This window comes from Cellulosimicrobium sp. Marseille-Q4280 (assembly GCF_943181405.1).
Lineage (GTDB): Bacteria > Actinomycetota > Actinomycetes > Actinomycetales > Cellulomonadaceae > Cellulosimicrobium.
Window position 1 is genome coordinate 437798 of record NZ_CALPBY010000003.1, and the last position, 20967, is coordinate 458764.

The window sequence follows — 20967 nt, forward strand, 5'->3', positions numbered from 1 at the left end:
CGTGCCGCCCGCCTGCGCCGTGCGCTGTGCCGCGGCCGCCTGCTCGCGCTCACGGATCTCGCGCCGCGTCAGGGGGCGGACGGGCTGCATGTTGCTGCCGTTGTCACTCATCGTGCTGACCTCGATACAAACCGTGCTTGGCGATGTACTGGACCACGCCGTCCGGCACCAGGTACCACACCGGCTTGCCCGCCTCCGCGCGTCGACGGCAGTCCGTCGACGAGATGGCGAGCGCCGGCACCTCGAGCGTCGTGACGACGCCGGGAGGCAGGCCCTCGACGCTCAGCCGGTGCTCCGGGCGCGTGACAGCCACGAAGTGTGCCATCTTCCACAGCTCGTCGGCATCCTTCCAGGTCAGGATCTGCTCGATGGCGTCCGCACCGGTGATGAAGAAGAGCTCGGCGTCGGGTCGCGCGTCGCGCAGGTCGCGCAGCGTGTCCACGGTGAAGGTCAGGCCCGGTCGGTCGACGTCGACCCTGCTCACGGTGAAGCGAGGGTTCGACGCGGTCGCGATCACCGTCATGAGATACCGGTGCTCGGCCGGGCTGACCTGCTGGTGCTGCTTGAACGACGGGTTGCCCGTGGGGACGAAGACGACCTCGTCGAGGTCGAACCGCGCAGCGGCCTCGCTCGCGGCGACCAGGTGTCCGTGGTGGATCGGGTCGAACGTCCCGCCCATGACCCCCAGTCGGGGCCTGCGCGAGCTCATCGGTCGGTCGTCGGACGCGGCACGGGATCCCGTTCTCTCCGTCAGTGGCGCGTGCCCACGCTGCGGAACGCGTAGGTCACGAGAAGGAGCGCGACGAGGCCTCCGAACGCGAGCAGACCGTAGGCGAGCGGCGGGATGGGCAGGTGCGACGCGGCCTCGGCGCCTTCCTCGGCAGCCTTCACGACGGCTGGGATCACGACGTCCTCCTCGAGAGTCGTCCCCGGACGGGGTCGACCGTCCGGACGGGTCCGGGCGGTGCGTGCTGGGATGCTTGCGGGTGACCGGAGGGGCTCCGGTCGCCGACCAGTGTCTCACGGACCCGTGGGAGCCCGGTCCGGTCGGTACCGGGTACTTCCGGGCGCAGCGGCCGTCACGGACGAACGTGACCGTCGCCGTGCACGACCCATTTCGTCGTCGTGAGCTCGGCGAGGCCCATGGGGCCGCGCGCGTGCAGCTTCTGGGTCGAGATGCCGATCTCGGCGCCCAGACCGAGCTGCCCGCCGTCCGTGAAGCGCGTGGAGGCGTTCACCATGATCGCGGCCGAGTCGAGCTCCGCGACGAACCGCTCGGACGCCTGCAGGTCCCGCGTGACGATCGCCTCCGTGTGCCCCGACGTCCACGTGCGCACGTGCTCGATCGCGGCGTCGAGGTCGTCGACGACCCGCACCGCGATCTCCAGCGCGAGGTACTCCGTCGCCCAGTCCTCGTCGGTCGCCGGGAGGACCTCGAGCCCGGCGGGCGCGAGCGCCGCCGTGCGCTCGTCGCCGTGCACGACGACGCCCGCCTCGCCGAGCGCCGCGAGCGCCACCGGGAGGAAGGCGTCGGCCGCGTCGGCGTGGACGAGCAGCGTCTCGGCCGCGTTGCACACGCCGACCCGCTGCGTCTTGGCGTTGAGCAGGATCTCGAGCGCCATGACCCGGTCGGCGCTCGCGTCGACGTAGACGTGCACGTTCCCGACGCCCGTCTCGATGACGGGGACGGTCGACTCCTGCACGACGGTCCGGATGAGGTCCGCCCCGCCGCGTGGCACGAGGACGTCCACGAGACCGCGGGCGTGCATGAGCGCTACGGCACCCGGCCGCCCGTAGGCGTCGATGGACTGCACGAGGTCGCCCGGCAGTCCCTGCGACTCGAGCGCGCGCGCGAGGACGGCGACGATCACCTCGTTCGAGCTCGCGGCCGCCGACCCGCCGCGCAGGATCACCGCATTGCCGCTCTTCAGCGCGAGCCCCGCCGCGTCGACCGTGACGTTCGGGCGCGCCTCGTAGATCATCCCGACGACGCCCATCGGGACGCGGAGCTGGCGCAGCCGCAGCCCGTTGGGGAGCGTCGAGCCGCGCACGACCTCGCCCACGGGGTCCGGCAGGCCCGCGAGCTCGCGCAGCGCGTCCGCGATGGCGGCGACGCGCTCCGGCGTCAGGGCGAGCCGGTCGAGCAGCCCGGGTGCCATGCCGTGCGCGCGACCGCGCTCGAGGTCGTCGGCGTTCGCCGCCACGATCTCGTCGGTCGCGGCGACCAGCGCGTCGGCGAGCGCGAGCAGCGCCGCGTCCTTCGTCGCGCGGTTCGCGGTCGCGAGCGCGCGAGACGCCGTCTTGGCGCGGCGGGCGACGTCCTCGACCGCGGTGGCGACGTCGGTGGTGCCGTTCTCGACGGCGGCGGCGGCCCCGCGAGCGACCGCGGCCGTGTCCTCGATGGTCGTCATGTCCCGAGCCTACGACCGACGGACCGGGTCGCGGGAGCACCGTCCGCCGCGCGGGCACCGACCACGGGCCCGTCCCCGGCGCCCGCGCGGCGTCAGCGGGCGCGCTTGCGCACCAGGACGAGGTCGTCGCGGTGCACGACCTCGCGGTCGTAGCCCTCCCCCAGCTCCTCGCGCAGGTCGGCCGTCGTGCGGCCGAGCAGCCCGGGGAGGTCGCGCGACTCGAAGGCCACCAGCCCGCGGGCGACGACGCGCCCGTCGGACGTCACGAGCTCGACCGGGTCGCCGGCGTCGAACTCCCCCTCGACGGCGGTGACACCGGCCGGCAGGAGCGAGGCCCGCCCGCCCTGCACGGCCCGCACCGCGCCGTCGTCCAGGACGAGGCGCCCGCGCGTGCGGGCGGCGTGCGCGAGCCACAGCCGGCGCCGGGTCGTGCGCTTCCCGGTCGCCGCGAACCACGTGCCCACGGGGTCCCCCGCGAGCGCGGCCGCCGCGTTCTGGGCCTTCGTGAGCACCACGGGGATCCCGGTCCCGGTCGCGATGGTCACGGACTCCAGCTTGGTCACCATGCCCCCGGTGCCGACCGAGCTCCCCCGCGACGTCACCTCGACGCCCTCGACGTCCGCGGCCGAGCGCACCTCCGCGATGCGCCGCGTCCCGGGTCGCGACGGCGGCCCGTCGTACAGCCCGTCCACGTCGGTGAGGAGCACCATCGCGTCGGCGCGCACGAGGTGCGAGACGAGCGCCGCGAGCCGGTCGTTGTCCCCGAACCGGATCTCGTCCGTCGCCACGGCGTCGTTCTCGTTGACGACGGGGACCACACCGAGGTCGAGCAGCCGCTCGAGGGACCGCTGGGCGTTGCGGTAGTGGCCGCGGCGCACGGTGTCCTCGGCGGTGAGCAGCACCTGGCCCACGCGCAGCCCGTGCGTCGCGAACGCCTCCGTGTACCGGGCGACGAGCATGCCCTGCCCGACGGACGCCGTCGCCTGCGCCGTCGCGAGGTCGCGCGGGCGGGTCGTCAGGCCGAGCGGGCCCAGGCCCGCGGCGATCGCGCCGGACGTGACGAGCACGACCTGGCCGCCGGCCGCGCGCCGGGCGGCGAGGACGTCGACGAGCGCGCGCAGGGCGGCGAGGTCGAGGTGCCCGTCCGCCCCCGTGAGCGACGACGAGCCGATCTTCACGACGACGCGGTGGGCGGTGGCGATCTGGGACCGGGAGGACAGGGCGTTCACCGCCCCATCATTGCGGCCGCACCCCCGGGCGCGCTGGGGATTTCACGAGTCAGGACGCCGACCCCGCGTCGGGGGCAGGAGATGGGCCCGGTTCCGTGGGCGGAACCGGGCCCGTCTCCTGCCCACGGCGCTCGTCAGTCCGCGTCGGGATCCGTCCAGGTGCCGGCCTGACGCTCGGTCCACAGCTCGCGGCGCGCCTCGGCCTTGGCGTCCATGCGCTCGTGGTGCTCGCGGCGCTTCTCGGTCCGCGTCGGGCGCAGGCTCTCGTCCAGGCGGTTGTCGGAGCCGCGCGGGCCGCCGAGCAGCTCGGAGCCCGTCATGAGCGTGGGCTCCCAGTCGAAGACGACCGCGTTGACGTCGCTGCCGATGCGCACCTCGTCGCCCGCGACGGCGCCCGCGGCGAACAGCTTCTCCTCGACGCCGATCCGGGCGAGCCGGTCGGCGAGGTACCCCACGGCCTCGTCGTTGGAGAAGTCGGTCTGGCGGACCCACCGCTCGGGCTTCGCGCCGCGCACCTGGAACCAGTAGTCGGTCGCCCCGCCCTTGCGCGTGACGGTGAAGCCCGCCTCGTCCACGGCCCTCGGCCGCAGGACGACGCGCGTCGGCTCGGGCGCGGGCGCGTCCGCACGCGCCTTCTCGACGAGCTCGGCGAGCGCGTAGGTGAGCGCGCGCAGGCCTTCGTGGCTCGCCGTCGAGATCTCGAGGACGCGCAGACCGCGGGCCTCGAGGTCGGGCTTGACGAGCTCGGCGAGCTCGCGCGCCTCGGGGACGTCGATCTTGTTGAGCACGACGATCCGCGGACGCTCCATGAGCGGCACCCGCCCGCCCTCGATCTCCAGGTCGCCCGCGTACGACGCGAGCTCGGCCTCGAGCACGTCGAGGTCGCTGATCGGGTCACGGCCCGGCTCGAGCGTCGCGCAGTCGAGCACGTGGACGATCACGGCGGTGCGCTCGATGTGGCGCAGGAACTCCAGGCCCAGGCCCTTGCCCTCGCTGGCGCCGGGGATCAGCCCGGGGACGTCCGCGACGGTGTACCGCGCGCCGCCGGCCTGCACGACGCCGAGGTTCGGCACGAGCGTCGTGAAGGGGTAGTCCGCGATCTTCGGCTTGGCCGCGGAGATCGCGGCGACGAGCGAGGACTTGCCCGCGCTCGGGTAGCCGACGAGGGCGACGTCGGCGATCGTCTTCAGCTCGAGCACGACGTCGCGCTCGTCGCCCGGCTCGCCGAGCAGCGCGAACCCGGGCGCCTTGCGCCGCTGGGACGACAGCGCGGCGTTGCCGAGCCCGCCGCGCCCGCCCTCGGCGAGCACGTACTCCGCGCCCGCGCCGACGAGGTCGGCGAGCACCGTGCCGTCGGTGTCCTTGACCACGGTGCCGTCGGGGACGCGCAGCACGAGGTCCTCGCCGTTCGCGCCGTCGCGGTCGTCGCCCATGCCCTGGGTGCCCGACGTCGCGTGGCGGTGCGGCGAGTGGTGGTACTCGAGGAGCGTCGTGGTCTGCGGGTCGACGACGAGGCGCACGGTCCCGCCATCGCCGCCGTTCCCCCCGTCCGGCCCGGCGAGAGGCTTGAACTTCTCGCGGCGCACCGACGCGCAGCCGTTGCCACCGTCACCGCCGGAGACGTGCAGCACGACGCGATCGACGAACGTGGCCATGATCAGATCCTCTCGCAGGTGCGCGGAGCGCGGGCGGCGACGGAGGCGTCGACCGCCGGGTGGAGCCGGGTGGTACGGCAGGAGGGGCGCACCGCATCGGTGCGCCCCTCCTGCGTGAAGCCGTGCCGGGTGGTCGTCAGACCTCGGCGGTGACGATGTCGATGACCTTGCGGCCACGGCGCGTGCCGAACTGCACGGCGCCGGCAGCGAGGGCGAACAGCGTGTCGTCCTTGCCGCGGCCGACGTTCTCACCGGGGTGGAAGTGCGTGCCGCGCTGGCGGACGATGATCTCGCCCGACTTGACGACCTGACCACCGAAGCGCTTGACGCCGAGGCGCTGGGCGTTCGAGTCGCGACCGTTGCGCGAGGAGCTCGCGCCCTTCTTGTGTGCCATGACGAACCTGCTTTCGTGCGAGAGGGAGGGTGCCGGGCGGCGTTCGGCGGGGCCGTGCGGCCCGCTGCGTCACGCCGCGAAGATCACTTGATGCCGGTGACCTTGAGGCGGGTCAGCTGCTGACGGTGACCCTGACGACGGCGGTAACCGGTCTTGTTCTTGTACCGCAGGATCGTGATCTTCGGACCCTTCTCGTCCCGCACGACCTCGGCGGTGACCTTGACCTTCGCGAGCTTCGCCGCGTCGGTGGTCACCTTCTCCCCGTCCACCAGCAGGAGGGCGGGCAGCTCGAGGGACTCACCGACGCCGGCGGACACCCGGTCCACCACGACGATGTCGCCGACTGAGACCTTTTCCTGGCGGCCACCGGCCTTGACGATCGCGTACACCACGTTGCTGCTCATCTCTCCTAGTCTTGGCGTGCTCGTCACGGCGTGAGACGTCTTGGAAACTCGGGCACGCCGCGGCGTGCGAGTGCGAAACCGTCCGTGGGCACACGGGACCGGCGCGCCTGGGCGCGCCGACGTTCAAGACTACGGAACCGCGGCCGACAGGTCAAATGCCGCCCTCGCAGATCCCCGGTCGCGGGGCCGGTCGCAGGCCGCGGGCGTCGGCCCGGTCGCACGCCGCGGACAGCGGGCCGCAGGCTCAGTCGAGGACGAAGGTGATCTCGAGCATGACCTGCCAGGCGACGATCCGTCCGTCCTGCGTCTCGACCTTCTGCTCCTTCACCCACGCGCCCGAGACGTTGCGCAGCGTCTCGCTCGCCCGCTCCACGCCCGTGCGGACCGCGTCCTCGAAGCTCGTCTCCGACCGCGCGCTGATCTGCGTGACGCGTGCCACCGTTCCGGCCATGGTCGTTCCCTCCCTCGGGCAGGCACCGTGCGCGCCCGCGCTCCACCCGAGCGTCCCGCCGTGCGCACCCGCCCGCCACCGGGAGCGCCCCCGCGGCGGACAGGCGGCGGACAGGCGGCGGGCAGACGAGGGGCAGCTGGGCGGTCGCGCCGCCCTCGGCACGCGAGCGGCGAGCCGGGCCACGCCGTGCCAGCCTTGCGGGAGCGGAGGTGATCCCATGGGCTCCCGGTCCGAGACCCCTCGAGACCCCGTCGACGAGGCGATGGCGACCGTCGACCGGCGGGGGTTCCTGCCCCGAGCGCAACGACGGTTCGCCGAGCAGGACCGCCCGCTCGCCATCGGCGGCGGCCAGACGAGCTCGCAGCCCTCCACGGTCGCGGCCATGCTGCGCCTCCTGCAGGTCCCCCGGGACGCCCGCGTGCTCGACGTCGGGGCCGGGTCGGGATGGACGACGGCGCTCCTCGCCCGGCTCGTCGGGCCCGGCGGCCGCGTCGTCGGGGTCGAGCGCGACCCGGGGATCGCCGCGTGGGGAGCGGCCAACGTCGCGCGGGCCGACGTGCCGTGGGCCTCGCTCGAGCCGGCGCGCCGCGGCGTGCTGGGACGTCCCGGCGAGACCTTCGACCGCGTGCTGGTCTCGGCGGCGGCCCAGGCGCTCCCGACCGCGCTCGTCGAGCAGGTCGCCCCGGGCGGTCGGCTCGTCGTCCCGGTCCGGCACACGATGCTCCTCGTCGTGCGTGACGCGGACGGCGCCGTCCGCACGAGCGAGCACGGCTCCTACTCGTTCGTGCCGCTCGTCGAGGACCCGCCCGACGACGCGCCGGGCTGAGCCGTGGGGACCACCTCCGGCGCCGCCGTCCCGCGCCGCCAGGGCGCCACGACGAGGTGCGTCCGGCACCGCGCCTCGTAGCGCTCGGACCCGCCGACGTGCGACGCGTCGGCGACCAGCGCGTCGCCGGCGTCGCCCTCTGCGTCGCCCGCGGGTGTCGTCGCGACGGCTCCGGTGCGGACGTGGAAGGCCGCGTCCTCGCCGCACACCGCGCACACCGCGGTGAGCCGGTCGACGCGTTCAGCGCGCGCCGAGAGGCCCGGCAAGGGTTCGAAGGGACGGGCGTCGTAGGTCACGTCGAGCCCGGCGACCACGACGACCGAGCCGTCGTCGGCCAGCCGCTGGACGACGTCGACGAGGGTGGGACCGAAGAACTGCGCCTCGTCCACGGCCACGAGGTCCCACGGCCCCTCGGCCCGCGCGACCGCCTCGAGCTCGTGCGCGTCGTGGACCGTGCGCGACGCGAGGGACTGGCCGGAGTGCGAGCTCACCGTGCCGCTCCCCCGCCGCGTGTCGAGGACGTGGTCCACGAGCAGCACGCGCCGCCCGGCGACCTGTGCCCGGCGCACCCGGCGCAGGAGCTCCTCGGTCTTGCCAGCGAACATGGGTCCGGACACGACCTCCACCCGACCGGTCACCACGGCCGCCTACCGGTGCCGCGCGAGGCCCGGCGACTGCCGGACGGGGAGCGGCTTGGGCGCCGGCAGCGGGTCCGCGGGCGTCGCGCCGCTCGACGGCCGGGCCTCCTCGCGACGTGCGCGCCGGGACGACTCCCCGGCCTCGTCCTCGTCCCGGGCGCCACCGAGCACGGTGAGCTCGGGCACCCGCGTCACGAGCGGCAGCTCCTTCGTCCCGGTCGACCTCTCGAGGGTCCGCGCCTGCGGGACGACCGTGGAGACCCGCACGACGCCCGGCACGGGCAGAGGGCCCGGCGCGAGGTCAGCAGGCTGCTCGTCAGCAGGCTGGTCCTTTGCGGTGCGCTCCTCCGCGGTCCGGTCCTCCGCGGGCTGTTCGTCCTCCATCCGGTCCTCGGGCGCGCGGTCGGGAGCGCTCGCCCCGCTCCCGGACGGCGACGCCGGCGGGACCGGGACCCCCGGGGCCGGAGTGGCGACGGTCCGCGCGTCGTCGGGCGCGGGCGGGAGAGCCGGACGACCGGGCAGGGCACCGTCGGGTGTGGCGGCTGCGCGGTTCAGCGCCCCGTACGGGACGTGGACGCTCGGCGCGGCGAGCCGGGTGGACTCGACCTGCGCGCGCTGGTCGTCGAAGAAGATGTGCGGTCGGAGCACCTCGAGGATCCCCGCCTTGTCGATCCCACCGAGGAAGAACGCGTCGTCGACGGAGACGCCCCACGACTTGAGCGTCGCCACGGCACGCTCGTGCGCAGGCGCGGACCGGGCCGTGACGAGCGCGACGTGGATGCGCGGGTCGTACGAGGGGTCCTCTCGGCGACGCGCCCTCTCGACCTCCTGCAGCCGGTGGATGCCGACGACCAGGTCCCGCAGCGGCCCGCCGCCGAGCGGCACGTCCGACAGCGCCGCCTCGCGCCGACGGTAGGACGCGAGGTCCCCACCGCGGAACTGCTGCTCCGACGAGTCGTCGGCGAGCACGCCGTCGAAGTCGAACGCGATGCGCAGCTCGTCCCCCGGCTCGTCGGCGAACGTCGGGTCGAGCACGTAGCCCGCGGGGAGCCCGAGCGCGACCGCGTCGCGCACCGAGGCCTCGTCGGCCGAGAGGAAGAGGTCCATGTGGAGGGGGCGGATGAACTCGTAGGGCGTGTGGCCCTGGCGGAACACCGCGCGCGTGATGGGGAGGTCGTGGTGGCGCACGGACCGCATGACGCGCAGCCCGGTCTCCGGGGAGTTGCGCGACATGACGATGACCTCGACCAGAGGGTCGTCCTCGGACGCCGCGAGGTCGTTGAGGGCCAGCAGGCGCCGCACGAAGCCGAACGCGACACCGGGTCGCAGCGGTTCGCCGAGGTGCTGCTCCTGGAACGCGCGGTACGCGGTCTCGCCCTCGGTCCGGAACACGCGGTCGGAGTCGGTCAGGTCGAACAGTGCGGACGAGGCGACGCCGACGACGAGGCGGCCCGTGAGGTCGTAACCCATGGCGGCACTATGCCAGGCTCGCGCCCTCCGGCGGAACGTCGCCCGAGGAGGGGGACCACTCCTCGCGGAGGACCCCCAGGACCACCGCGTCGTACCGGACGCCGTCCACGACGCGCGCACGGCGGAACCGTCCCTCCTCGACGTACCCGAGGCGGTGGCCGACCCCGAGCATGGCCCCGTTCCCGGACCACGTGGCGAGGTCGAGCCGCACCCAGTCCGTCACCGAGAACAGGTACGTCGTCCACGCGCGCAGCGCCTCGCGCCCGACGCCGCGACCCCGGAGCGAAGGGTCGAAGACGGTCACGCCCAGCCGGGCCCACTGCGTCTCCGCGGACTCCCAGTACCAGGAGCAGGTCCCGACGAGCCGGTCCTCGTCGTCGGCGACGACGACGCGACGCGGCGGCAGTCCGTCCTCGGCCAGCCCGCGCGGGTCGCGCGCCTCCGCCGCCGAGGCGTCCGTGAGGCGCGCGACGAGCGCGTCGGCCGCCGCGTCGTCGGGCACCGGGTAGTACGGCCCGTCCCACCGATGCCACTCGTGGTGCGGTCGCATCCACTCGCGGAACGCGGCGAGGTCGCGCGGGGTCCACCCGCGCAGCCGCACCCCGGGCCCGACGCCGTACGTCGGGACCGCGGTCACGCCTGGTCCTCGACCGCCTCGTCCGGGGTGTCGGTCGCGGGTGCGTCGTCGGCCGGGCCGGTCGCCTCGTGCGCCGCCGGATCGACGGGCTCGGGCAGGTCGTGCTCGGGCTCGGGCTCGGGCTCGTGCTCGGACGTGACGACCTCGCCCTCCGGCAGGATCCCGTCGTGCTCGTGCGCGTGGTCGTGCGCGTGAGCCGCGGCGGCCGCGATGGTGGCCAGCGTCGCCTTGACCGCCTCGCGCGCCTGCGACGAGACCTCCGGCAGCACCGGGACGCCCGCGTGCGGCAGCGTGATCGGGGCGTCCTGGGACGTCCCCTGCTCCGTGGCGGACCCCGACCCGCGCTTGCGGCGCGAGCGCTGCTTCGCGTCGCCGTTGCCCTCGGGAGCGCCGCCACCGTTGCCCTGGCCGTTGCCCCCGCCCGACTTCTCGATCGGGTCCGTGTGCACGATGAACCCCCGGCCGTGGCAGTGCTCGCACGTCTCGCTGAACGCCTCGACGAGACCCTGCCCGACGCGCTTGCGCGTCATCTGGACGAGGCCGAGCGACGTGACCTCCGCGACCTGGTGCTTCGTCCGGTCCCGGCCGAGGCACTCGACGAGCCGGCGCAGCACGAGGTCCCGGTTCGACTCGAGCACCATGTCGATGAAGTCGATGACGATGATGCCGCCGATGTCGCGCAGCCGGAGCTGGCGGACGATCTCCTCCGCGGCCTCGAGGTTGTTGCGCGTCACGGTCTCCTCGAGCGTGCCGCCCGAGCCCGTGAACTTGCCCGTGTTGACGTCCACGACCGTCATCGCCTCGGTGCGGTCGATGACGAGCGAACCGCCCGACGGGAGCCAGACCTTGCGGTCCATGCCCTTCGCGAGCTGCTCGTCGACGCGGTGCACGGTGAAGACGTCCTGCGTGCCCGTCCACCTCGAGACGCGCTCGCGAAGGTCCGGGGCGAGCTCCTCGACGTACGAGGAGATCTCGGTCCACGCGCCGTCGCCCTGCACGACGAGCGACGTAAAGTCGTCGTTGAAGATGTCCCGGACCACGCGGATCGCGAGGTCGGGCTCACCCTGGAGCAGCGCCGGGGCGCTCGAGGACTTCTTCGCCTTGGCCTCGATGGACTCCCACTGACCGCGCAGACGCTCGACGTCGGCGCGCAGCTCGTCCTCGCTCGCCCCCTCGGCCGCGGTGCGCACGATGACGCCCGCGCCGTCGGGCACGACCTCCTTGAGGATCTTCTTCAGGCGGTTGCGCTCGGTGTCCGGCAGCTTGCGGCTGATGCCGGTCATGCCGCCGCCCGGGACGAAGACGAGGTAGCGGCCCGCGAGGGTGATCTGCGACGTCAGGCGCGCGCCCTTGTGGCCGATCGGGTCCTTGGTGACCTGCACGAGGACCGGGTCGCCGGACTTGAGCGCCTGCTCGATCCGGCGCGGCTGCCCCTCGAGACCCGCGGCGTCCCAGTTGACCTCGCCCGCGTAGAGCACCGCGTTGCGGCCCTTGCCGACGTCGATGAACGCGGCCTCCATGCTCGGCAGCACGTTCTGCACGCGACCGAGGTAGACGTTGCCGGCCATCGACGTCTGGGACTGCTGCGAGACGTAGTGCTCCACGAGCACGCCGTCCTCGAGCACGGCGATCTGCGTGCGCCCGTTCGTCTCGCGCACGACCATCGAGCGTTCGACGGACTCGCGGCGCGCGAGGAACTCCGCCTCGCTGATGATCTGACGGCGGCGTCCGGCGTCACGACCCTCGCGGCGGCGCTGGCGCTTGGCCTCGAGGCGCGTCGACCCCTTGAGCGCCGTGACCTCGTCCGCGAGGCTGCGCTCGCGCGGGCGGGTCCGGGTCGTCACCTCGCCGGGCTCGCCCCGACCACCGCGGCGACGACGGCGACGACGGCGGCTCGAACCGCTCTCGTCCTCGCCCTCGGCAGCCTCGTCGGTCTCGGCGTCCTCCGAGGTCTCCTCGACGGGGTCCGCGTCGTCGACCGGTGCCTCGGCACCGTCCCGACCGCCCTCGTTGCGCCCGCGACGGCCACGACCACCGCGGCGACGCCGACGTCGCGGCGCACCGTCGACGTCGTCACCCTCCTGCGCGTCGTCGGCGTCGTCGTCGTCGGCCGGCTCCGCGTCGACGGTGCCGGCGTCAGCGGTGCCGGCGTCAGCGGCGCCGGCGTCGACCGTTCCGGGGAGGTCCGCGTCGGCGAAGTCCTCGGGACCGAAGGCCACGGTCGCGAGCTCGACGCCCTCGGCGACGAGCTCCGACTCGATGGCCTCGACCTCCTCGACGGCGGCGCGGTCCTCACCGCTCAGCACGAGCTCGGCCGTCACGTCCGCGGCCTCGGTCACCGGTGCCTGCGACGCGACGTCCGGCACCGGCGCAGCAGCACGCGCCGGCCCTGCGGACCGGCCCGCGGAGCGACGCGACGAGCGGGTCGCACGGCCGCCCGACCGCTCCCGCGACGCCACCGGCTGCTCCGGCTCGGGCCGCTCGGTCACGGGCTGCTCCGGCTCGGACCGCTCGGTCACGGGCGGCTCCGGCGCCGTCGTCCCGGACGCACGCTTCCCGGCCACCGCGGGAGCGGGCTCGACGGACGCGGGCTCCACCACCGTCTCGTGGTGCGCAGGCGGCCCGGCAGGGCTCTGGGCGCGGCGCGGTCGACGGGGGGCTGCGGCCGGGTCGGGCGCCTGGAAGAGGAGTGCGGTCGTCGCGAGGCGCGGCGTCCCCGAGCCCGTGGTCGAGACCGGGGACGTGGGCTGCGCGGTCGTCGCGGTCTCCGGGCTCGTGGGCGCTGGGCTCGAGGTGTCGGGCGTGGTCGCCCCACGGCTCGTCGCGGTCTCGCGCTGCGCGTCGGTCGACGGCGCACCGGCCGCGGCGGTCGCCCGCCGGGACCGCCGCGCGCGCTGACCCGAGGCGGGCGCCGCGCTCGGCGACGTGGCGGCCGCGTCCGCGGCGTCCGGTGCCGAGGCGGCCTGGGCCGCGCCGGCGTCCGACGTCGCGCTCTCAGGCGTCGTCTCGGGTACGGCGCTCGCGGCCGTCGCCGTGCCGGAGGTGGTCTCGTCGACCACGGACTTCGCGCGGCGCGAGCGGCGGGCCGGCTTCTTCGCGACGTCGGGCTCAGCCGCCGGCGCGTCGCCCGCGGCCGGGAGATCGGTCGCCCCGGCGTCCTCCGCCAGGAGGGCAGCCGCACCACCGGGTGCAGCCGTCTCGGCGGGAGCGGCCACCGCAGCAGCCGCCTTCGTCCCGGACGTCGACCGACGGCCGGCCCGCTTGGCGCGACGCGGCTCCGCGCTCGTGCCCAGGAGCACGTCGGCGTCGAGCAGCGCGTCGGCGTCCGGCTCGGCGGCCGGCGCGTCCACGGCCGTCTCGGCCGGTGCAGCACGCAGGCCGAACTCGGAGAGGACGTCGAGCGCCGGCGGCTCGGCGGTCACCGCGGGCGAGCCGGTCGGCGCCGCCTTCTTGCGCTTCGCACCGCTCTTCGCCCGACGCGGGGCGGGCGCGGTCTCGGCCGCCGTCTCGACGGCTGCGTCGACGGCGTCCGGCGCTGCGACGGTCGTCGACGGCTCACCGCTCGTCGGGGCGGTAGTCGTCGGTCCTGCGCTCGCCGGCGCGGGAGTCGTCCCGGTGCTCTCGTCGCCGGAGGTGCCGTCGGGGGCGGTCGTCGTCGAGCGGGTCGCGCGGCGCGGCCGACGGGCGGCACGGGCGCCCGCGACCGGCTCCTGGGTGGCGTCGGCCCGGGGCGCCTCCTCCGCGGACGCCGCGCGCGGCGCGGCGGCGGGCGTGCTCGACGTCGCGGGGGCGCTCGCTTCCGCGGCGTCCGTGCCCGCGCCGCGGTCCGGGGCGGTGGCAACCGGCTCGCCCGCGGGCGGGGCGACGTTCCTGGTCGCGCGACGGCGACCGGTCTTGCGCGCGGGAGCAGCCTGCGCGGTGGGGTCCTGCTCGACGCCGCCCGTGGCGGGGGCGTCAGCGGTGCTGTCGGAGGTGTTGTCGAGCGTCACGCGTCGTGCTCCAGCTTGCTCGAGGCCCCGCCCCGCACCGTGCGGCCCCTCGGGCGGTCGGTCGTCGCCCGGGGAGAGCGCACCGGAGCGCGTCTCCCCCGCGACGGAAGTCGTCGGTCACGGCTGCGGCACGCGGTGGACGGCGCGGGCGCCTGCCGTACCGGGCCCTTCGCCCCGTGGCGGCGCTCCGCGGGCCGCTGTCGCGGACTGCTGCAAGCACGTGTGCGCCAAGGGACGATGCGGTGCCCGCCTGGCACGCCCAGTATCGCACAGGGCGACCATCCGCCCCTGACGACACGCACCTGGTCGGCGAGAGGCGCGCGCGTCCGCTCGGGACGGTCGTCCGCGCGTCGCGGGACCACGGTCCTGCAACCTTGTGAACATAGTCACAAGCGCCGGGTTTTCAGCACTTCTCGTCATCTCGGGCCGCGCCGATGGTGCAGATTGGGCCTACCGTCGAACGAGGGCGCGCTGCGCGTCGCCCGAGTCCGGTGTCGTCCGTCCGACCCCGTCTGCCTCCCGAGGAGCGCACGTGGATGCTCTAGATCTCGCCCGGTGGCAGTTCGCCATCACCACCGTCTACCACTTCATCTTCGTGCCGCTGACGATCGGCCTCTCACCCCTCGTCGCGATCATGCAGACGGCCTGGGTCCGCACGGGGAACGAGCGGTGGCTGCGTCTGACGAAGTTCTTCGGCAAGCTCCTGCTCATCAACTTCGCCCTCGGCGTCGTGACGGGCATCGTGCAGGAGTTCCAGTTCGGCATGAACTGGAGCGAGTACTCGCGCTTCGTCGGCGACGTCTTCGGCGCCCCGCTCGCGATGGAGGCGCTCGCCGCGTTCTTCGTCGAGTCCACGTTCCTCGGCCTGTGGATCTTCGGCTGGGACCGGCTCAGCAAGAAGGTCCACCTCGCGTGCATCTGGGCGGTGGCGCTCGCCACCAACCTCTCGGCGTTCTTCATCCTCGCGGCCAACTCGTGGATGCAGCACCCCGTCGGGGCGGTCTACAACCCGGAGACCGGGCGCGCCGAGATGAACGACATCTGGGCGGTCCTCACGAACAACACCCTCCTCGCCGCGTTCCCGCACCAGATCACCGCCACGATGCTCACGGCGGGCACCTTCGTCACGGGGATCGCCGCCTGGTGGATGGTGCGCCTCGTGCGCACGAGGAAGGCCGAGAACGTCGAGCTCGCGCGCGACGTCTACCGTCCGGCCGTGACGCTCGGCGTCATCGCGATGCTCGTGGGCGGGATCGGCGTCGCGGTCTCCGGCGACGTCCAGGGAAAGATCATGTACGAGCAGCAGCCCGGCAAGATGTCGTCGGCCGAGGCGCTGTGCGAGGGCGAGGAGGGCGCGGCGTTCTCGATCCTCACGATCGGCGACCTGTCGAACTCGTGCGAGAACGTGCGGCACCTCATCGAGATCCCCGGCCTCGCCTCGTACCTGGGCACCGGCCACTTCTCCGGCCCGGAGAGCTACCTGCCCGGCGTCGAGGACGTCCAGGAGGAGATGACCGAGCGCTTCGGCGACACCACCGCGGCCGGTGACCCCGTCACGTACACGCCGAACCTCGCGATCACCTACTGGGCGTTCCGCCTCATGATCGGCATGGCTGCCGGGTCCGTCCTGCTCGCGCTCATGGCGCTGTGGCTCACCCGCAGGGGACGGGTCACCGACAACGTGTGGCTCGCACGCGTCGGGCTGATCGCGATCCCCATGCCCTTCCTCGCGAACTCGTTCGGCTGGATCTTCACGGAGGTCGGCCGCCAGCCCTGGGTCGTCGCGCCCAACCCGACGGGCATCGACCAGATCCGCCTGCTCACCGAGCGCGGCGTCTCGACGGTCGTCAGCCCTGGCATGGTCCTCACGTCGATGATCGTCTTCACGCTCGTCTACGGAGCGCTCGCGGGCGTCTGGTTCACGCTCATGCGTCGCTACGCGATCGAGGGTGTGCCGCTGAGCGTGCGCGACGAGTCGCCCGAGGCGCAGGAACCGCCGGGAGACGGGTCCGGCGACGCCGACGACGACGCCCACGCTCCCCTGTCCTTCGCCTACTGACGCGCCGCGCCCGGCACCCGCACAGAGAGCTCTGGAGACACCACCGTGGATCTCGCCGTCGTCTGGTTCGTGCTCATCGCCGTCCTGTGGACGGGCTACCTCGTCCTCGAGGGCTTCGACTTCGGGGTGGGCATGCTCGTGTCGATCCTGCCCCGGGGCGACAAGGAGCACCGCGAGAAGGAACGTCGCGTGCTCATCAACACCATCGGCCCCGTCTGGGACGGGAACGAGGTGTGGCTCCTCACCGCCGGCGGCGCGACGTTCGCCGCCTTCCCCGAGTGGTACGCGACCCTCTTCTCGGGCTTCTACCTGCCGCTCCTGCTCATCCTCGTCGCCCTGATCGTGCGAGGAGTCGCGTTCGAGTACCGCGGCAAGATCGCCGACCCGCAGTGGGCCCGGCGGTGCGACGTCGCGATCCAGGTGGGCTCGTGGGTGCCCGCGGTGCTGTGGGGCGTCGCGTTCGCGAACCTCGTGCGCGGCGTCCAGCTCGACGCCGACCACCAGTTCGTCGGCGGGTTCTTCTCCCTGCTCTCCCCGTTCGCGCTGCTCGGCGGGCTCGTCACCCTGAGCCTGTTCCTCCTGCACGGCGCCGTGTTCGTCGCGCTGAAGACCGACGGTGAGATCCGGCACCGCGCGCGGCAGCACGCGGGCGTCCTCGGTGTCGCGGCCCTCGTGCTCGCGGGCGGCTGGGCCGTGTGGGCCCAGGTCGCCTACTCCGTGCCGTGGACGTGGCTCGCCGTCGCGGCCGCCGCGGGCGGCCTCGTGGGGACGCTCGTCGCCAACGCCCGCGGTCGGGAAGGGCGCGCGTTCGCCTTCTCCGCCCTGACGATCGTCGCCGCGGTCGTGCTGATCTTCGGCTCGATGTACCCCGACGTGATGCCCGGGACCGACCCGGCGAACTCGCTGACGGTCCACAACGCGTCGTCGACCGCCTACACGCTCACGGTCATGACGTGGGTCGCGCTGGTGCTCACGCCCCTCGTCATCGGCTACCAGGCCTGGACCTACTGGGTGTTCCGTCGCCGTCTGTCGACGCGGGACATCCCGGCGCCGGCGGGGCTCTCGCTGAAGAAGGTGCGTGAGGCGGCCTTCGGCGGGGCGTCGTCCGGCGGCGCGGCAGGGCGTGAGCTCGGCGCCGGAGACCGACCACGCGGCTCCGGCCGCGGGGACGCCGGCGCGTGAAGCCGCTCGACCCGCGGCTCCTGCGACAGGCACGCGCCGCGCGGGGCTACGTCGTCCTCACCGCGGTGCTCGGCTTCGTCACGGCCGCGCTCGTCGTCGCGCAGGCCCTCCTGCTCGGCGCGACCCTCGCCCCGGCGACCCTGGGCACGGCCGACCTGCCCGACGTCGCGGGCCGGGTCGGCCTCCTGGCGGCCGTGGTCGCGGCCCGGGCGGGCACGTCGTGGGCGCAGGAGCGGTTCGCGCTGCGCGCCGCGACCCGCACGGTCTCCGAGCTGCGCGAGCAGGTCGTCGCGCACGCGGCGGCGCTCGGCCCGCGGTGGCTCGCGAGCGGCCGCGGACCGGCCGTGGCGACGCTCGCGACGCGCGGTCTCGACGCGCTCGAGCCCTACCTCGTGCGCTATCTCCCGCAGCTCCTGCTCGCCGCGACGGTCACGCCCGCCGCGCTCGCCGTCGTCCTCGGCCTGGACTGGGTGTCCGCACTGGTGATCGCCGTGACGATCCCCCTCGTCCCGCTCTTCATGGTCCTCGTCGGCCAGCTCACCGCCGGGACGTCGGAGCGTCGGCTCGTCGTCATGCAGCGCCTGGGTGCGCAGGTGCTCGACCTGCTCGCGGGCCTGCCCACGCTCCTCGCGTTCGGGCGCGCTCGCGGACCGGAACGGCGCGTGCGGGCGCTCGGCGACGCCAACCGTCGCGCGACGATGGGCACGCTGCGCGTCGCGTTCCTGTCGGGCATGGTCCTCGAGCTGCTCACGACCCTCTCGGTCGCCGTCGTGGCCGTGGGGGTCGGCCTGCGGCTCGTGCACGGCGGTATGGAGCTCGAGCCGGCGATCGCCGTGCTCGTGCTCGCGCCCGAGGTCTACCTCCCGCTGCGCCAGGTCGGCCTGCACTTCCACGCGTCGACCGACGGCATCGCCGCCGCGCAGCAGGCGTTCGCGATCCTCGACGAGCCCGCCCCGGAGCCCGGGCGACGCCCCGCACCCCGCCTCGCCGGCTCGACCCTCACCCTGCACGGCGTGGGGGTGCGCGCGGGCGACCGCGACGTCCTCGCCCCGGCCGGCCTCGATCTCCTGCTGCCCGTCGCCGCGTCCCCCGGTCAGGGCCGCGTGGTCGCGCTCGTCGGAGCGAGCGGTGCCGGGAAGACGACGGCGGTGCAGGTGCTCCTCGGTCTCGTCCGGCCCGACGCGGGGAGCGTCACCTGGACGACGGCCGACGGCGACAGCGTCCCGCTCGCGGAGATCGACCTCCCGACCTACTGGCCGCAGGTCGCGTGGCTCCCCCAGCGCCCGGCGCTCGCCCCCGGGACGCTGCGCGACGCCGTCACCGACGGGCTCGACGTCGACGACGACTCGCTCGCGCGCGCGGCCCGGACCGCCGGGCTCGACGACGTCGTCGCGGGACTGCCCGACGGCTGGGACACGCCCGTCGGGCGCGGCGGCACCGGGCTGAGCGTCGGGCAGCGACAGCGTGCCGCGCTCACGGCGGCGCTGCTCGGCGATCCCGCGCGCACACCGCTCGTCGTGCTCGACGAACCCACCGCGCACCTGGACGCACGCGGTGAGCAGGTGGTGCTCGACGCCGTGCGGGCGTGGCGCGACCAGGGCCGGACGGTGCTCGTCGTCGCCCACCGCGCGTCGCTCGTGCGCGCCGCGGACGAGGTCGTCGAGGTGACGGCGGCACCGGTCACGACGCCCCTGGCGGAGGTGGGCGCATGACCCGCGACACCGCGCCGACGCGCGGACCGCTCCGTGCGCGCCTCGCCGCCGACCCGCTGTGGCAGGCCCTGCACCTGCTCGACGTGCGCTGGCGCCGCGTCGCGTGGGCGATCATGCTCGGCACGCTCGCGCTGGGCAGCTCCGTCGCCCTCGCGGCGGTCGCGGCGTGGCTCATCGCGCGGGCGTCGCAGATGCCGCCCGTGCTCACGCTGTCGGTCGCCGTCGTCGCCGTGCGCGCGTTCGGGATCTCCCGCGGCGTGTTCCGCTACCTCGAACGGCTCGCGTCGCACGACGTCGCGCTGCGCGGCATGGCCGCGCTGCGCGCCAACCTGTACACGGCTCTGGCCGTCGGCTCGCCTGCGGCCCTCGTGCGGCTGCGCCGCGGCGACCTGCTCGCGCGGGTCGGGGCCGACGTCGACGACGTCGGCGACGTGGTCGTCCGCGCGCTGATCCCCGCGGGCGTCGCGCTCGCCGTGTCGGTCGGCTCCGTGGCGCTGGTCGCGGCGTTCCTCCCGGCAGCAGGGATGGCCCTCGCGCTGTGCCTCGTGCTCGCCGCAGTCGTCGCGCCGTGGCTCTCGGCACGCTCGGCGCGCGACGTCGAGGTCCGCGGCGCCACCGCGCGCGCCGCGATGACGGCCTCGGCGCTCGAGATCCTCGAGGAGTCGGGACCGCTCGCGGTGTCCGGCCGCCTTCCCGGTCGCCTCGCCGACCTGCGCGCAGCGGACCGGGACCTCGCCCGAGCGACCAACGACGGCGCCCGCACCGCAGGGGTCTCCGCCGCTCTCGCCGCGGCGGCCGTCGGGGCGGCGGTGCTCGCGGCGGTCGTGCTGGGCCTGCCCGCCGTCGTGTCGGGGACCCTCACGCCCGAGGAGCTGTCCGTCGTCGTGCTCACGCCGCTCGCGGTGTTCGAGGCGGCGAACGCGCTGCCCGCCGCCGCGGTCCAGCTGCACCGCTCGCGCCAGGCCGCGCGCCGCGTCATGGGCCTGCTCGACGTGTCAGGGCCACCGGTCACTCCGCTGACCTCCTACCCTGACCAGCCGACGGACCCCGCCGCCGTGTCAGGGCGACAGGTCACCGGAGTGGTCCCCGGCCCTGACACCACGCTCGTGCTCGACGGCGTCTCGTGCGCGTGGCTGGCCGACGGACCCCGGGCGCGGACCGTCGTCGAGGGCGTCGGTCTCACGCTGCACCCGGGGCGCGCGGTCGCGCTCGTCGGGCCGTCCGGCATCGGGAAGACGACGCTGCTCGCGACCGCTGCGGGACTGCTCGCCCCGACCGCGGGGCGCGCGACGCTCGACGGCGTCGACGTCGCCACGCTCCCTCGCGACGAGGCAGCGCGCCGGGTCGTGCTCGTCGCCGAGGACGGTCACGTCTTCGACACGACGGTGCTCGAGAACCTGCGCGTCGCGCGCGGGGACGTCAGCGCCGCCGAGGCCGAGGCCGTGCTGCACGACGTCGGGCTCGGCGCGTGGCTCTCCGGCCTGCCGGAGGGCGTCGCCACGACGCTCGGTCCGGACGCGACGGACGTCTCGGGCGGTGAACGACGTCGTCTCCTCGTCGCGCGGGCACTGCTCGCCCCCGCACCGCTCCTGCTCGTGGACGAGCCGGCCGAGCACCTCGACCCCGGTACCGCGGACGCGCTGGTGCGACGCCTGGTGGCGACGACGCGGTCGGTCGAACGGGCGGGCAGCGGGTCCGACGTCGTCCCCCGCGGCCTCGTCGTCGCGACGCACCGGCTCGGCGCGCTCGAGGCGGTGGACGAGGTGCTGCTCCTCGCGCGCCCCGACGACGACCCGGACGGCCCGGCGCGCGTCGTGGCGCGCGGGACGCACGCCGAGCTCCTCGCGCGGCCGGACTACCGCTGGGCGCTCGACCAGGAGGCCGCCGCGACCGCCTGACGCGCCGAGAGC

General features: G+C 74.7%; 17 protein-coding genes. 5 read left to right on the forward strand and 12 right to left on the reverse strand.

Features of this window, described 5'->3' with window-relative positions; all coding sequences use genetic code 11:
* Nucleotides 1–103: 103 nt before the first annotated feature.
* The 8 genes from nadD to NFS20_RS10290 form a co-directional block, all read right to left on the reverse strand.
* Complete coding sequence (nadD, locus tag NFS20_RS10255) at nt 104–709, reverse strand: nicotinate-nucleotide adenylyltransferase (protein ID WP_251151666.1); 606 nt, start codon at nt 707–709, stop codon at nt 104–106.
* A 41-nt stretch (nt 710–750) separates the two neighbouring features.
* Nucleotides 751–906 (reverse strand): hypothetical protein, encoded by a 156-nt coding sequence (locus NFS20_RS10260; RefSeq protein ID WP_251151667.1) that lies wholly within the window; start codon nt 904–906, stop codon nt 751–753.
* Nucleotides 907–1079: 173 nt separating this feature from the next.
* Complete coding sequence (locus NFS20_RS10265) at nt 1080–2411, reverse strand: glutamate-5-semialdehyde dehydrogenase (RefSeq protein ID WP_251151668.1); 1332 nt, start codon at nt 2409–2411, stop codon at nt 1080–1082.
* 92 nt (nt 2412–2503) lie between these two features.
* The gene (gene proB / locus NFS20_RS10270) at nt 2504–3631 is read right to left on the reverse strand and encodes a glutamate 5-kinase (RefSeq protein ID WP_251151885.1); all 1128 of its coding nucleotides are present in this window, start codon (nt 3629–3631) and stop codon (nt 2504–2506) included.
* Nucleotides 3632–3774: 143 nt separating this feature from the next.
* On the reverse strand, nt 3775–5295 hold the full coding sequence (gene obgE, locus NFS20_RS10275; RefSeq protein ID WP_251151669.1) for a GTPase ObgE: 1521 nt from the start codon (nt 5293–5295) through the stop codon (nt 3775–3777).
* 136 nt (nt 5296–5431) lie between these two features.
* A complete protein-coding gene (gene rpmA, locus NFS20_RS10280; RefSeq protein ID WP_251151670.1) occupies nt 5432–5689 on the reverse strand; it encodes a 50S ribosomal protein L27 in 258 nt (85 codons plus the stop codon).
* 83 nt (nt 5690–5772) lie between these two features.
* Complete coding sequence (gene rplU / locus NFS20_RS10285; protein ID WP_251151886.1) at nt 5773–6081, reverse strand: 50S ribosomal protein L21; 309 nt, start codon at nt 6079–6081, stop codon at nt 5773–5775.
* Nucleotides 6082–6337: 256 nt separating this feature from the next.
* Nucleotides 6338–6544: a dodecin family protein gene (locus NFS20_RS10290; protein ID WP_251151671.1), complete on the reverse strand. Its 207-nt coding sequence runs from the start codon at nt 6542–6544 to the stop codon at nt 6338–6340.
* A gap of 217 nt (nt 6545–6761) precedes the next feature.
* Between NFS20_RS10290 and NFS20_RS10295 the strand changes: the two genes are divergently transcribed.
* Nucleotides 6762–7370 carry a protein-L-isoaspartate O-methyltransferase family protein gene (locus tag NFS20_RS10295; RefSeq protein ID WP_251151672.1) on the forward strand — a complete coding sequence of 203 codons (609 nt, stop codon included), beginning with the start codon at nt 6762–6764 and terminating at the stop codon, nt 7368–7370.
* On the opposite strand, the gene NFS20_RS10300 is transcribed toward NFS20_RS10295, so the two are convergent.
* From NFS20_RS10300 to NFS20_RS10315, 4 genes are read right to left on the reverse strand one after another with little or no spacing between them, the layout of a single operon-like run.
* Nucleotides 7319–7987, reverse strand: a complete 669-nt coding sequence (locus tag NFS20_RS10300; protein ID WP_251151673.1) for a thymidine kinase — start codon at nt 7985–7987, stop codon at nt 7319–7321. The genes NFS20_RS10295 and NFS20_RS10300 overlap by 52 nt on opposite strands.
* 30 nt (nt 7988–8017) lie before the next feature.
* Entirely contained in the window at nt 8018–9478 is a 1461-nt protein-coding gene (locus NFS20_RS10305) for a 5'-nucleotidase (protein ID WP_251151674.1), read from the reverse strand.
* Between the two features lie 7 nt (nt 9479–9485).
* Entirely contained in the window at nt 9486–10115 is a 630-nt protein-coding gene (locus tag NFS20_RS10310) for a GNAT family N-acetyltransferase (protein ID WP_251151675.1), read from the reverse strand.
* A complete protein-coding gene (locus tag NFS20_RS10315) occupies nt 10112–12715 on the reverse strand; it encodes an Rne/Rng family ribonuclease (RefSeq protein ID WP_502800809.1) in 2604 nt (867 codons plus the stop codon). The genes NFS20_RS10310 and NFS20_RS10315 overlap by 4 nt, the downstream gene beginning before the upstream one ends.
* 1921 nt (nt 12716–14636) lie before the next feature.
* Between NFS20_RS10315 and NFS20_RS10320 the strand changes: the two genes are divergently transcribed.
* From NFS20_RS10320 to cydC, 4 genes are read left to right on the forward strand one after another with little or no spacing between them, the layout of a single operon-like run.
* Nucleotides 14637–16163 carry a cytochrome ubiquinol oxidase subunit I gene (locus tag NFS20_RS10320; protein ID WP_251151676.1) on the forward strand — a complete coding sequence of 509 codons (1527 nt, stop codon included), beginning with the start codon at nt 14637–14639 and terminating at the stop codon, nt 16161–16163.
* Nucleotides 16164–16208: 45 nt separating this feature from the next.
* On the forward strand, nt 16209–17345 hold the full coding sequence (gene cydB / locus NFS20_RS10325) for a cytochrome d ubiquinol oxidase subunit II (protein ID WP_251151677.1): 1137 nt from the start codon (nt 16209–16211) through the stop codon (nt 17343–17345).
* Complete coding sequence (gene cydD / locus NFS20_RS10330) at nt 17342–19057, forward strand: thiol reductant ABC exporter subunit CydD (RefSeq protein WP_251151678.1); 1716 nt, start codon at nt 17342–17344, stop codon at nt 19055–19057. Before cydB ends, cydD begins: the two co-directional genes overlap by 4 nt.
* Nucleotides 19054–20955, forward strand: coding sequence for a thiol reductant ABC exporter subunit CydC (cydC, locus tag NFS20_RS10335; protein ID WP_251151679.1), 1902 nt, complete (start codon nt 19054–19056; stop codon nt 20953–20955). Before cydD ends, cydC begins: the two co-directional genes overlap by 4 nt.
* The last annotated feature ends 12 nt before the right edge of the window (nt 20956–20967 follow it).

Bases quoted from the DNA above. Each gene is read 5' to 3' on its own strand.
- nadD (WP_251151666.1), bottom strand. From the start codon at position 709: ATGAGCTCGCGCAGGCCCCGACTGGGGGTCATGGGCGGGACGTTCGAC.
- NFS20_RS10265 (WP_251151668.1), bottom strand. From the start codon at position 2,411: ATGACGACCATCGAGGACACGGCCGCGGTCGCTCGCGGGGCCGCCGCC.
- obgE (WP_251151669.1), bottom strand. From the start codon at position 5,295: ATGGCCACGTTCGTCGATCGCGTCGTGCTGCACGTCTCCGGCGGTGAC.
- rpmA (WP_251151670.1), bottom strand. From the start codon at position 5,689: ATGGCACACAAGAAGGGCGCGAGCTCCTCGCGCAACGGTCGCGACTCG.
- NFS20_RS10290 (WP_251151671.1), bottom strand. From the start codon at position 6,544: ATGGCCGGAACGGTGGCACGCGTCACGCAGATCAGCGCGCGGTCGGAG.
- NFS20_RS10295 (WP_251151672.1), top strand. From the start codon at position 6,762: ATGGGCTCCCGGTCCGAGACCCCTCGAGACCCCGTCGACGAGGCGATG.
- NFS20_RS10305 (WP_251151674.1), bottom strand. From the start codon at position 9,478: ATGGGTTACGACCTCACGGGCCGCCTCGTCGTCGGCGTCGCCTCGTCC.
- cydC (WP_251151679.1), top strand. From the start codon at position 19,054: ATGACCCGCGACACCGCGCCGACGCGCGGACCGCTCCGTGCGCGCCTC.